The organism is Pseudoalteromonas peptidolytica (assembly GCF_012641745.1).
GTDB lineage: Bacteria > Pseudomonadota > Gammaproteobacteria > Enterobacterales > Alteromonadaceae > Pseudoalteromonas > Pseudoalteromonas peptidolytica.
On the sequence record NZ_WEHZ01000003.1, the window covers coordinates 192,115 to 205,401 of the forward strand.

The following is a 13,287-nucleotide window of genomic DNA, read 5'->3' on the forward strand; positions in this document are numbered from 1 at the left end:
TCCCCTTGCTGTTAGCCTAAGCGCTCAAATACTTTTTCAAGCTTGGTTTTAAGTGTACCTGCCGTAAATGGTTTCACGATATAACCATTAACCCCAGCCTGTGCTGCAGCAACGATCTGCTCTTTTTTTGCTTCCGCGGTTACCATAAGCACAGGAATATGTTTCAACTTTGCATCAGCTCGTATTGCTCGCAATAAATCGATCCCTTGCATTCCTGGCATATTCCAATCAGTTACTACAAAGTCAAACTCCTGATTTTGTAGCATCGGAAGTGCTGTACTACCATCATCAGCTTCTTGAACATTTGTAAAGCCTAAATCTCTTAATAGGTTTTTGATTATTCTTCTCATAGTAGAGAAATCATCAACCACGAGAATCTTCATGTTCTTATCCAAAACTTCCTCCAGTGAGGTTCGAACCCAACTATTTTATGTACTCTAATTTATCCAGTCATTGATTTTAGCTTTTAGCTTTATCATTGCCTGACCGTGAATTTGACTTACTCGAGATTCACTGACATCTAAAATGGCGCCAATCTCTTTTAAATTCATTTCATCGTTATAATAAAGCGACAAAACCATGGCATCTCTTTCTGGTAATGATTTTATCGCATTTACTAAAGACTCGTTAAAACGTTCATTTTTAACGTTATTAAACGGTTTGTCTAGCGCAAAATCGCTATTTGCAGGGGTAATCACATCTTCGTCTACCCCAAGATCCTCAATGCCTATTACTTTGCTTGCATTTACATCATGTAAAATATGATGGTACTCATCTAGAGATATATCAAGTTTTTCAGCGATTTCAGTGTCTTTTGGTTCTCGACCAAGGAGAGATTCGAGCTCAGATATAGTCTCTGCAACCATTCGACTATTTTTGTGGACAGATCGGGGAGCCCAATCTCCACGACGAATTTCATCAAGCATCGCACCTCGAATACGTATGCCCGCGAAAGTTTCAAAACTGGCACCTTTACTGGCGTCAAAGTTTTTTGTTGCCTCAATTAACCCTATCATTCCTGATTGGATCAAATCATCAAGTTGCACGCTTGCCGGAAGTCGAGCGATTAGGTGACACGCCACTTTTTTGACAAGTGGAGCATGCCTTTCAACCACCTTATGAATATGGTCAGAAGTTTGATATCCCGCAGCTCTGTTGACCGGAGAAGCCATAATCACCCGTTTACAAGTTGTTCAATAAAAAATTCTAAATGACCAGAAGGCTGATGAGGAATTGGCCACTTAGCCGCTCTCGTAGCTAAGCCTTTAATAGCAACAGCTGCAGGAGAGCTTGGAAATAAATCAACGATAGCCCTTTGTCGACGTGATGACTTACGCATATTTTCATCAAACGGTACTGTCGCGACAAGCTCTAGAGCAACGTCAAGAAAACGATCGGTCACTTTTGATAGTTTAGCAAAAAGTTCCTGACCTTCACGCATGCTACGAACCATATTGGCCACTATTTTAAAGCGGTAAACTCCATGTTCTCGACTTAATACTTTAATTAATGCGTAGGCATCTGTAATGGATGTCGGTTCATCACACACTACCACGAGTACGTCTTGAGCGGCACGAGAAAAGCTCAACACCATATCCGAAATTCCGGCTGCAGTGTCAACAATTAACACATCAAATTGTGTATTTAGTTCACTAAAAGCTCTTATTAACCCAGCATGCTCTGCTGGAGTGAGCTCAACCATATTCTGAGACCCTGACGTAGCTGGTACAATTTTTATACCTGCAGGCCCTTCAACTAGAATTTCATCTAGTTCACACTCTCCTGATAAGACATGTGATAAATTCTTTTCGACTCTTAGACCTAGCATCACATCACAGTTTGCCAAGCCTAAGTCCGCATCTAAAACAAGAACACGCTGTCCTTGCTGACCCATAGCAATAGCGGTATTGAGCGAAACATTGGTTTTTCCCACTCCCCCTTTTCCGCCGGTCACGGCTATGACTTTTACACCCTGGTTGCTACTTTGACTCATTCTACGCAGGCCACTTGCTTGATCTAAAACTGTGTTAATCATACATTCCTACTGACTCTGACGCTACAGGTACACGTCGAGAGTGCTGTGCTTTTATTCTTTTTAAATACAGTTGCTCAGCCTTTTTTACTAGCTTTTGAGCATTTGCTACACGAATGTCCTCTGGCACTCGCTGACCGTTGGTAAGATACCCTATTGGCAAGCGATTTTGAATCGCTATGCTAATAATCTCACCTAAACTTAGACTTTCATCAAGTTTTGTGAAAATACAGCCACTTAAATTTACTTTTTGGAAGTGTCTTACCGTTTCTTGCAACACGTTCATTTGTGATGTCGCACTTAACACTAAATAACTTCTAATATCAACTCTTGCGCTACGCATAAGTGTATTTAACTGTTCAGTTAAGCGCAAATCTCTTTGGCTCATTCCTGCCGTATCTATTAATACTAGACGCTTATTACGTAAATGATAAAGCACTTCTGCAAGTTCATTTGCATCTTTTACTTGCTTAACTGGACAGCCGATGATTCTACCATAGGTTGCTAGTTGCTCGTAAGCGCCAATTCTGTAGGTATCCGTTGTAATTAGTGCAACTTTATCTGCACCGTATTTTTGCGCGCCCAATGCTGCAAGTTTTGCCACTGTCGTTGTCTTACCTACACCAGTCGGGCCGACCATTGCAAAAACGCCACCTTGACGCAAAATATCATTGTTGGTGGTGTGCATCTGATTTATGACCATATTTAAGAGTGCGCTCCACGCCTCTTTTCTTGATACATCATCTGGAATGAAGCATGCCATTTGTTCAGCAACTTCTTTATCAATCCCCATCCCCTCCAGACGGTCTACAAGGCAAGCTCGTGTCGGATCGCGACGCGCCATTTCTTGTTTCATTAGCCCAGATACCTGATGCTCTAGCAGCTGGCGAATTGAGTTCATCTCTTCGCGCATTGCACTCATTTCATCTTTTTTGCTATGAACCTCAGTTAAATCATCACCAAAGCCATTATCGAGGTCATCAGATTCTCCCCACGGCTTCGATTGCTCTGTGGCTTCATCTTCAAAGTCAAAAGATTGACGATGAGTTTGTGGCGCTGACCTGTAAGTAGGCTTCGCCTCTGGTTGCATCTTGCGTTGGTTGCCTAGCATCTGTTCTGTGTCAATGCCTGACTGCGAGAACATAGAGGCAAGCTCTGGTGAGCGAGGACGTGGAGCTTGACGCTCCAAAAGCGCCTCTAAGCTGTCAGCTACCTGAGCTTGCTTAGCTGGTTGTGCTTGACGAGGCTCTGGTCGCACAAAACGCGTTTGTGTTTCTTTTGGTGCACTAGCTCGGCCAGTTGTAGGTTGTTGCACCGGTGCAGCTGTGCGGTCATTATCAATTGCAGCAACAATTTCAACACCATCAGCCAGCTTTTTGTTAGACATGATGACAGCATCTGCGCCAAGCTCTTCTTTAACTTCATTTAAAGCCGTACGCATATCTTTTGCAAAGAAACGTTTAATTTTCATGTTACAGCCCCTTTATCCTCTATTGTCCTACCGAGCTTACTATCTTGATTTGTCTCTCTTCAGGCACTTCTTGATACGACATCACTCGTAAACCTGGGATAGTGTGTTTAACAAACCTAGACAATACACTTCTTAACATACCTGAGGTTAATAAGATGGACGGCTCACCTAGCATTTCTTGGTTATGATGTGCTTCTTTTAATGACTCTTGAAGCCTCTCTGCCAAGCCAGGTTCTATGCCTGCCCCCTCATCACCTGCGTTCTGAAGTGACTGATGCAACATCTGTTCCAACTCAGGTGCCAATGTTATGACAGGGATTTCATCGTCTCCTCCAACAGCATCTTGTACGATTAGTCTACGTAGGGAAATTCGCACTGCAGCGGTTAGTACATCAGGGTCTTGACTGCGAGGGCCATACTCGACAAGTGTTTGCACAATTGAGCGCATATCGCGAATAGCAACACCTTCATTAAGTAAATTTTGTAATACCTTAACCACCGTAGTCAAAGGCAAGATATCGGGTACAAGGCCTTCAACTAAACGGGGGTGACTTTTAGCTAGCATGTCTAAAAGGTTTTGTACTTCTTCATGGCCAAGTAACAATGAAGCATTATTTGTAAGCAGCTGACTGATATGAGTGGCAACTACAGTTGCTGCATCAACAACTGTATAACCAAGAGAATGCGCCTCGTCCTTCTGATCCGGCTTAATCCATACCGCATCCAATCCAAATGCTGGGTCTTTGGTTTCTATGCCCTTAATTGGGCCAAATACTTGCCCTGGATTAATCGCCAATTCGTCACCATGCTTTAACTCACCAGTTCCAGAGCCTACCCCCATAAGGGTAATATTATAAGCATTAGGGTCTAATTCTAGGTTATCGCGGATATGAACTGGTGGTACTAAAAAACCTAACTCTTGTGAGAGCTTCTTACGAACTCCTTTAATCCTACTTAATAACTCACCACCTTGTGCCTGATCGACTAGTGGGATGAGACGGTAACCAACTTCTAGACCTATTACATCGACAGGTTGAACATCGTCCCAGCCAAGCTCTTTTTGCTCTTGCTGCTGCCCACCTTTTGCCGAAGAGCCTTTCGCCGCTTGTTCTGCCTTTTCAATTTCGGCTTTTTTCTTCTGCTGGCTGGTGTAGTAAGCGATGTAACCCAACAAAGCCCCTAAACCCAAAAAAGCAACGTGAGGCATGCCTGGAACCAGACCCATCGTAATTAAAATACCAGAAGCAATCGATAGTGATTTTTCATTACCAAGCTGACTCTTAAACTGATCGCCCATGTTGTGCGATTCATTTTGACGAGTAACAACTATCGCGGTACCAATAGACAATAATAATGAAGGGATTTGTGCGACCAGTCCGTCCCCGATAGTTAGCATAGTATACACTTCCATCGCACGACCAAAGCTTAAGTCATGTTGGATCATGCCAACAAAAAGACCACCAATAATATTAATTGCTAAGATCACTATGCCAGCAATCGCATCACCTTTAACAAACTTACTGGCACCATCCATCGAGCCATAAAAGTCAGCTTCACGTGTCACTTCATCACGGCGAGTTCTTGCTTCGTCGGCAGAAATAAACCCTGCATTAAGGTCAGCATCAATCGCCATTTGTTTACCAGGCATTGCATCAAGCGTAAAACGTGCGGATACTTCAGAAATACGGCCTGCACCTTTGGTAATAACGACAAAATTAATGATGATGAGAATAAGGAATACAACCAGACCAACGGCATAGTTGCCACCAATAACCACACTACCAAATGCCTCAATTACTTTACCTGCGGCATCACCACCATTGTGCCCTTCAAGAAGTACCACTCGGGTACTTGCAACATTTAATGCTAAGCGCATTATTGTGGCTATCAATAGTACTGCTGGAAACATACCAAACTCTAATGGCTTCATGGTGTAAACCGTCACCAGGAGCACCACCAGCGCGAGTGCTATGTTAAAAGAAAATAAAATATCGAGTAAAAAAGGTGGTAAAGGTAAAATAACCATACCTAATGCAGCTAATACCAACAGAGGTGTCCCCACCCCCTTAGCGTATTCTTTTTTATCTCGATTGAGTTGCTGTAAAACTGCTTTAAGTTCCATAACTTAACACATGCAAAAATTTGACACAGATAAATCAATGCAATATGTATTCCAGCTTGAAATCAAGATTAACTAGTGCTTAAGTTCATTAGGTATTGGTAGGTTTTTGCTTAAGGCAGTTGGCCGTTTGCCTTTGCCCTTTTGAAACCGGTTAAGTTGAAAAACGTAAGCTAGCACTTGAGCAACTGCTGTAAATAATTGCTCTGGAATTTGATCTCCGATCTCTGTTGTATGATAAAGAGAACGAGTCAACGCTGGAGATTCAACGATGGGTACATCTCGGCCAATTGCAATCTTTCTTATCTGCATCGCCAATTCATCAACCCCTTTTGCCAGAACAATAGGCGCTCCAGCCCGCTCAGTATCGTATTTTAGCGCGACAGAATAGTGAGTTGGGTTTGTTACTACAACATCTGCATCTGGCACATCCTGCATCATCCGCCGCTGCGACATTTCTCTTTGAGTACGGCGGATCCGGGCTTTTATTTGCGGATCACCTTCGGCGTTTTTATATTCATCTTTCACCTCTTGTAAGGTCATTTTTAGTTGTTTATGATGATTATAACTTTGGTAAGGGGCATCAATCGCGGAAATCACTATCATAGTGCAGCTCAGAGCTAAAAACATCCACGCGATAATCTCTAGCGCATGCTCAATACTTGAGGGGATCTGCTCTATACTTAAATGCAATATTTCATAAAAATATATTTTAATCAATAAGATAGCAAAGCCAGCAACGAGTACAAACTTTAGTATTGATTTTAACAACTCTATTGCAGCTTGAGGCCCTAGCATGCGCTTAATGCCTTTCATTGGTGACATTTTACTGGCTTTTGGTGCCGCAGCCTCCCATGAAAAGTTAAACCCACCAAGCAATGTATTTCCAACCACTCCAGCAATAGCGATAATAAAAACGAACATAGCCATAGGAAACAGTAATTCATCGGCAACATCTGCCCAAACCGCAAACATTTTTGTTGTATCGTACGTTTCATTGCGATTTAACGATAGCATTCTGCCCATTACATTGTAGAGCGCTTTGCCGATCCCTGGTCCATACAGTAACAATGCTATTGCAGAAAATAACAATACAAATGTCGTCCCGAGCTCTTTTGAGCGCGCCACTTGTCCTTTTTTTCTTGCCTCACTAATTTTTTTTGCTGTGGGCTCTTCGGTGCGCTCTTGACCTGAATCTTCTGCCATCTTTTACTTGCACCTCTATACCGTACAACCAATAAGGTTACACATTAGCTCTGTCATTTTTAGCCACTGAAATTCAAATTGTGCTAAAAAATTCTCTAAAGTAGCCCAAATAATTGTTAAACCGGCCACAAGTGTAAACGCAAAGCCAACTGAGAATATATTCATTTGCGGAGCTGCTCGGGTCATAATCCCAAACGAGATGTTGATAACCAGCATAGCGGTTAGCGGAGCCAAGGATAATGCAAGCGCAGTTGAAAACATCCACCCTCCCCAGTTGACAATAAGCCAAAAGTTATCAACTTTCCACCAATTACCAGCAATGGGGAAGCTCTCAAAGCTGTATACAACCATCTGGATCATCATGAGGTGTCCGTTGTAAACAAAAAACAGCAGTGTTGCTAAGATTAGATAAAACTGACTGACCGCAGGTACGCTTAATCCATTGGCGGGGTCGACAACTGACGCAAAACCAAGACCCGTTTGCATCGCCAATATCTGGCCGGCAATAATGAAAGTATTTAATAATAATAGTGACCCAAATCCTATCGCAATACCTGTTATCATTTCCTGAATAACAACAAAAATCATAGAAAATGAAAATAAGTCGGTAAATTCCGATTTGGGTAAAGCGGGAACGACTGCAAATGTAATAACAACGGCAAGCGCAAACTTGATCCGCGCGGGAATACTTTGTGCTCCCAACCCTGCCATTACCATGATCATCGAGCTTATACGCACCAGCGGCAGCAAAAAGTCGCTCAACCACTGCATGATCACTGCAAAGGTAAACTCCATGATTAACCCGCTATTTCAGGGATTCGCATCACGAGTAGGTTAAAGTAGTCCATCAGGACTTGAGTTATCCAATGACCTCCAGCAATTAGTGCCATAATTGTGATAATAAGCCTTGGCAAAAAGCTGAGCGTTTGCTCATTGATTGACGTCGCCGCTTGAAACACCGCAACCACTAGTCCAATTAAAAGCCCAGGTATCACTATAGCAGACACTAACTTTATTACGATAAACAGCGCATCACTCAAAATATCAACGAAAACTTCTGGTTCCACGTTACACCCCCAGCCCGAAGCTTCGCGCGAGCGTACCCATCACCAAACCCCATCCATCTACCAATACAAATAACATAATTTTAAATGGCAAAGAGACAATCATAGGTGAAAGCATCATCATACCCATGGCCATTAATACACTCGCGACCACCAGGTCGACAATCAAAAATGGAATAAAGAACATAAAGCCAATAATAAAGGCAGTTTGTAGCTCAGAGGTAACAAAAGCGGGGATTATCACAATAAACGGGGTGTCTTCTGGACTATCTAATTTGTCATAGCCGGCGATTTTTGCAAATGTCTCTAAATCTTTTATCCGTGTTTGCGACAACATAAAGGCTTTCATTGGCTCTTTTGCCCGCTCTAACGCCTGTATAGATGTGATTTCTTCTTTAATATAAGGCTGAACAGCCTGATCATTAATTTGTGAGAAAATTGGCGCCATAATAAACAATGTCAAAAACAAGGTTAACCCCAGAAGGATTTGATTAGAAGGAGACTGTTGAAGGCCAATGGCTTGTCTTAAAATTGCTAACACAACGATAATACGCGTAAAGGAAGTCATCATAATAACAGCCGCAGGAATAAAACTTAACGCTGTCATTATTGCTAATACTTGTAGCGTGACAGAATACTCCTGAGAGCCATCGGGGTTAGTCGTAACGTTTATCGCTTCGATGCCTTCGGCGCCAACAGTGCCAGAGAAAATAAGTAAGCAAAGTATCAGCAATCTAATCATGATTTGTCTTATTGTTGTTATTTTCAGCGCGACCTTTTCCTGCCAAGAATTTCTGTAACTCATTGGCAAAAGGCGTTCGATTAATATCATCAAGTGGTGTTTCTAATTGATAGAGATAATTGATATTGTTCGGCGTCACTCCAAGCAGGTGGTGTTTATTGTCCAGTTCAATAACTAACAACCTCTCCTTGGTGCCAAGCGAAACACTACGGATCACTTTGAAATCTTTTTGGTTGACCATATTTGGATTCAAGCGCTTTAAGATGAAAGCGAGCCCTAACACCAGTCCAATGACCAGTATTAGTGACAGTCCCATAGAAAGTAGCTCAGCACTTAACCCAGAGGCTGCTGACCCTACTGGCGTTACCGTCGCGACAGATGTTGGTGCCGCGCTAGCGGTTGTTGTAACCGCTAAGCTAAATAAACTCAAGTACCCACCTATTCGCATCAGCGTAGCTTTTTAATACGCTCAACTTGGCTTATTACGTCGGTTAAACGAATACCAAATTTATCATTCACAACCACAACCTCGCCATGTGCAATGAGCGTTCCGTTAACTAGTACATCTAGCGGCTCACCTGCGACACGATCCAGCTCCACAACAGAGCCTTGGTTTAGCTGTAAAAGGTTTCGTATGTTTATTTTTGAACGACCTACTTCCATTGAGATAGTGACTGGAATGTCTAGGATCGTGTCAAGTTTTCGTTTTTCATCTGACGATAAGGCAGTGCCAGAGTCTTTCAGCTCATCTAATTCAGCAACTTCTGGCTCGCCATCGTTGTCAGAGCCTTCTGCTTCAGCTAATGCTGCAGCCCATTCGTCCATAGTATCTTGATCATCGCTCATTGATTACTACCTGATTTAATTTATTTTTACCCACAACTGGCGTCTAATGATAACAATCACCTAGAGACTACCAATCTAAATCAACACCTTCTGATAGGTGCAAATCCTCTTCAAGCTCAGCAAGCTCTGCATCTGAGTCCAGCTTTTTACCACCTTTGGTAAATACATGAAGTTCAGACTTAACAGATTCTGGACGCTTAATTTTTTCACTGATCTGCAGTGCAACATTATCGCGAGACCGTCCCATTTTAGCTCTAAAGGTCGGTAACTCTTCAACAAATACCGTTACATGTTCAGGCATTTCAACTGGAATAACATCCCCTGCTTGTAACTTCATTATCTGCTCTAATGACAAATCTACTTCGAGCAATTGTGACGAAACTTCTACTTCCACGTCCATTATCTCATCGCGTAGTGCCTTACTCCAGCGCAAGTCTGTATCTTCGGTATCAGATTGTACACCAGCGTCAAGCAACTCTCGGATAGGTTCAAGCATCGAGTACGGGAGTGAAATGTGAAAATCGCCGCCACCGCCATCCAACTCAATATGAAATGAGCTGATAACGACAACTTCAGTCGGCGATACGATGTTCGCCATCGCGGGATTCACCTCCGAGTCTAAGTACTCAAAAGACACATCCATTACAGGTGCCCAAGCTTCTTTATAGTCTTCAAAGATGATTTTTAGTAGCATTTGAACAATACGTCGTTCCGTCGGCGTGAACTCTCGCCCCTCAATCTTGGCATGATAGCGGCCATCTCCACCAAAGAAATTGTCTACCAAAATAAATACTAATCGTGCTTCCATAGTAATTAGGCCAGTCCCTTTTAATGGCCTGAACCTCACCATGTTTAGACTAGTTGGTACAAACAAGGTATGAATATACTCGCCAAACTTGAGCATCTGCACGCCGTTAATAGACACTTCAGCGGTACGTCGCATCATGTTAAAAAGGCTGATCCGCATGTGGCGTGCAAAACGTTCGTTAACGATCTCAAGTGTCGGCATGCGCCCACGCACAATCCTATCTTGAGATGAAAAGTCGTATTGTAAGGCGCCGGCACCATCACCATCTTCACCATCTGCGATTTCGTCTTCTTCGACTTCATCTACACCATGGAGTAGCGCATCAATTTCATCTTGGGATAATAAGTCGCTCACAAATACTACCTTATTGCATTACAAAGCCGGTAAATAACACGCGCTCAATCACTTTACTACCTTCAACCCCTTCCATTGCTGCTTGCACTTTGTCAAGTGCAGTCAACCTTAGCGTTTCCTTGCCAGCACTGGTGCTTAACTCATCAGCGGTTGTCGTTGAGAACACACTAAGCAGTGTCCCCTCAATCAGTGGGATATGTTTTTTGGCAACTTCTTCGTTGACATCTCCACGCACCAATAGCTGCACTTTTATTTGCACAATCCTATCGCGGCTTGCCCCGGGTACATTGAAAACAAAAGGTCTTGGCATCGCGACATACAACGCACTACCAATTTGCGCTGAGTTGCCTTGCTCCGCTTTCACTTCACTTGCTGTTGTTTCTTCAGCGAGCGTTTCCTCTGGCGCATCTGAGCCTGAAAATAGGAAAAATCCGGCAACACCACCGAGCACTAAAACGGCAGCCGCAATAATAATAATCAGTTTCTTCTTCGAGCCACCTGTTTCTTCTATTTCTAAGTCAGTTTCTTCAGCCATAGCAAACCCTTATATTCTTTTGTAACTACAATAATAGCAGGTGTTAGGCATAGTAATCTATTGCAGAATCAGTATTTCTCTGCGGTGAAGCTTGTACATTTTGTGCTGTGTCATCACTACTACCATGTCCAGCTTGTCCACCAGCACTACCAGAATTTCCTTCAGCATCACCATCACTCTGCCCTTGTTGCTGATAAGATATTTGGCTATCTCCTAACTCAATCCCTTGTTCTGCAAGCATTTCTCTTAACCTAGGCATGGACTGCTCCAGTAACTCTTTTGCCTGTTGATTTTGCACAACGATATTCACTTGAGCTTGCTCTGCATCACTTTTTATTCGTATCTGCATTGCCCCCAACTCAGGAGGATCAAGTCTGATTTCAGCCTCTTTATTGTTTAGGTTCAACATCATACCAACTCGCTGATGCAGCTCCTTGGCGGCATCTTGACGCGCAATGTTGATTGCCTGTTGAAGGTTAGCATCAGTTGCAGGTTTTGTCTGTGCTGTTGATTGGTTTGAAGACTGTGTTTGTTGAACTTGCTGCACTTCTTTTAAGGTTTGGTTTAAAGAGGAGTTATCCTGCTGTGGTGTTTGAACAGGGCTTGTTTCTTGCTTTAGTGCTGCTTGTGTAGTTGCGACGAAAGGCTGACGTTCAGATTTGAGCGCTTCCTTATTTGAATGCGCTTCAACTTGCGCTGAACGACTTAACTCTTTTTCTGCCAGTTTTTCGATAACTTGCTTATCGGTATTTTGTTTTTCTACGTTCTGTTTTTCAAGTACGCTGCTTTCAACATCTTGTAACTTTTGATTTTCACGATTTTGATCCACATTCTGTTTTACCGAGGTAGGGATATCTTTCCCCTCTTTAAGGGGCGTCGTTATTACTTTTTCCTTAGTAAGTTGTGTCTCGGAAATCACAATATCATTAACTGATGTTTTCCCCTCTGACGTCATATTCTCTGAGTTTAGCGACTGAACAAGAGGTTTGAGCTGTTCTAGCGTCGTTACGCCAGAGCGGTTTCCTAGGAGCAGTGCTATTGCTTTTTGAACACCTGGAGAAGCATCATAAACATCCAATTTACCATCAATTACCGCTTTTAATTGTTGTTGTTCTTGATGAGTTAACTTTGCAATTATCTGAACTTGTTGTTCACCACCTTTTGCTGCACTTTTCTTGGTATCTATAGCTATTGTAGCGTTCGATTCAGTAGCTGACTCTTTCAACTTCGCTTTACTCTGCTTTTCATCAGCAAGCAAGTCATCATCAGACGTGGTAGATTGAGTGCTTTGTACTTTTAAAACGGCTTCATCGGTACTATTTTTCAGTCCTATTGCCGCTTTACTCCCTAAGTCTGCATCATCAGCTTTATTGTTTTGTAACGCACTCTCTACCCCTTTAGTCGCAATGGCAGTTGCTACAGTTGACTTCTCAAGTTGATCTTCAGCATGTTTCTCAGGCTGGTTTTGCATTGGCAGCTTGTCCATACTTTGAGCTTTTGGATCTGTTCTTTGCTCTTTGCCAGTCGAAATGAGCGTACTATCTATGGCTGAAACAGGTTTAGTTTGCTCCTTTTGTCCCTGCACCTCTGTGTCTTCTGTCGATTTTGCACCAGAAATACCGTTAGACTCTTTCTCTAGCGCTTCTTTGACAGATTGCGCTACTAAACTTGGATGCTGCAATGAAGTATCTTGCTTCTTTGATGCACTGATTTGTGTGTACAAATCATTATCTGGTAAATCAGGTAACACTTCGCCTGACATCTCTGAAGGTATACTATCGCCTTGATACTGAGATAGCACAGCACCTTCTCCCCCCTTTTCTTTTACTGATGGTGTAACACTTTGTTCAGACTCAGCTAATTCCTTAGTGACACCAGCCCCCAAGTCTGATGAACCATCTGAATCGACTTGCTCTTGAGCAGACTTATCGCCTTGATGAGTTAGCTCAGCCATCAATACGCGAAACCCGGTTTCACCCTCTTGGCTATTAGCGTCCTGCTCTGAGGCTTTACCTTTAACCTCAACTTCTTGACTGCCTCGTTGCAGCATAGATGCAAGCATTACATTCATTATTAAGCTACCTCAAAAAGTGGCAATATACTGCCGTTG

At 42.8% G+C, this 13,287-nt stretch carries 14 protein-coding genes; all 14 read right to left on the reverse strand.

Annotation, left to right across the window (positions count from 1 at the left end):
• Window positions 1–11 precede the first annotated feature (11 nt).
• The 14 genes from cheY to F9Y84_RS03440 all read right to left on the reverse strand — a co-directional run bounded on the left by cheY (window position 12) and on the right by F9Y84_RS03440 (window position 13,248).
• On the reverse strand, window positions 12–395 hold the full coding sequence (gene cheY, locus F9Y84_RS03375; RefSeq protein ID WP_125252000.1) for a chemotaxis response regulator CheY: 384 nt from the start codon (window positions 393–395) through the stop codon (window positions 12–14).
• A gap of 42 nt (window positions 396–437) precedes the next feature.
• Window positions 438–1,172 carry an RNA polymerase sigma factor FliA gene (locus F9Y84_RS03380; RefSeq protein WP_128729878.1) on the reverse strand — a complete coding sequence of 245 codons (735 nt, stop codon included), beginning with the start codon at window positions 1,170–1,172 and terminating at the stop codon, window positions 438–440.
• A gap of 2 nt (window positions 1,173–1,174) precedes the next feature.
• Window positions 1,175–2,035, reverse strand: coding sequence for a MinD/ParA family protein (locus F9Y84_RS03385; protein ID WP_125252002.1), 861 nt, complete (start codon window positions 2,033–2,035; stop codon window positions 1,175–1,177).
• Complete coding sequence (flhF, locus tag F9Y84_RS03390; protein ID WP_125252003.1) at window positions 2,028–3,503, reverse strand: flagellar biosynthesis GTPase FlhF; 1,476 nt, start codon at window positions 3,501–3,503, stop codon at window positions 2,028–2,030. Before flhF ends, F9Y84_RS03385 begins: the two co-directional genes overlap by 8 nt.
• Window positions 3,504–3,522: 19 nt before the next feature.
• Window positions 3,523–5,625: a flagellar biosynthesis protein FlhA gene (flhA, locus tag F9Y84_RS03395; RefSeq protein ID WP_147390465.1), complete on the reverse strand. Its 2,103-nt coding sequence runs from the start codon at window positions 5,623–5,625 to the stop codon at window positions 3,523–3,525.
• A gap of 72 nt (window positions 5,626–5,697) precedes the next feature.
• On the reverse strand, window positions 5,698–6,828 hold the full coding sequence (flhB, locus tag F9Y84_RS03400; RefSeq protein ID WP_128729876.1) for a flagellar biosynthesis protein FlhB: 1,131 nt from the start codon (window positions 6,826–6,828) through the stop codon (window positions 5,698–5,700).
• A 15-nt stretch (window positions 6,829–6,843) separates the two neighbouring features.
• Window positions 6,844–7,623, reverse strand: a complete 780-nt coding sequence (gene fliR / locus F9Y84_RS03405) for a flagellar biosynthetic protein FliR (RefSeq protein ID WP_147390466.1) — start codon at window positions 7,621–7,623, stop codon at window positions 6,844–6,846.
• A 2-nt stretch (window positions 7,624–7,625) separates the two neighbouring features.
• A complete protein-coding gene (gene fliQ / locus F9Y84_RS03410) occupies window positions 7,626–7,895 on the reverse strand; it encodes a flagellar biosynthesis protein FliQ (protein ID WP_125252007.1) in 270 nt (89 codons plus the stop codon).
• 1 nt (window position 7,896) lies between these two features.
• On the reverse strand, window positions 7,897–8,634 hold the full coding sequence (gene fliP / locus F9Y84_RS03415) for a flagellar type III secretion system pore protein FliP (protein WP_125252008.1): 738 nt from the start codon (window positions 8,632–8,634) through the stop codon (window positions 7,897–7,899).
• A complete protein-coding gene (gene fliO, locus F9Y84_RS03420; RefSeq protein ID WP_373865587.1) occupies window positions 8,627–9,064 on the reverse strand; it encodes a flagellar biosynthetic protein FliO in 438 nt (145 codons plus the stop codon). Before fliO ends, fliP begins: the two co-directional genes overlap by 8 nt.
• 17 nt (window positions 9,065–9,081) lie before the next feature.
• Window positions 9,082–9,480, reverse strand: coding sequence for a flagellar motor switch protein FliN (fliN, locus tag F9Y84_RS03425; RefSeq protein ID WP_125252010.1), 399 nt, complete (start codon window positions 9,478–9,480; stop codon window positions 9,082–9,084).
• Between the two features lie 67 nt (window positions 9,481–9,547).
• The gene (gene fliM / locus F9Y84_RS03430; RefSeq protein WP_128729874.1) at window positions 9,548–10,642 is read right to left on the reverse strand and encodes a flagellar motor switch protein FliM; all 1,095 of its coding nucleotides are present in this window, start codon (window positions 10,640–10,642) and stop codon (window positions 9,548–9,550) included.
• A gap of 10 nt (window positions 10,643–10,652) precedes the next feature.
• Complete coding sequence (gene fliL / locus F9Y84_RS03435; RefSeq protein ID WP_125252012.1) at window positions 10,653–11,177, reverse strand: flagellar basal body-associated protein FliL; 525 nt, start codon at window positions 11,175–11,177, stop codon at window positions 10,653–10,655.
• Between the two features lie 43 nt (window positions 11,178–11,220).
• Entirely contained in the window at window positions 11,221–13,248 is a 2,028-nt protein-coding gene (locus F9Y84_RS03440) for a flagellar hook-length control protein FliK (RefSeq protein ID WP_147390468.1), read from the reverse strand.
• Window positions 13,249–13,287 lie beyond the last annotated feature (39 nt).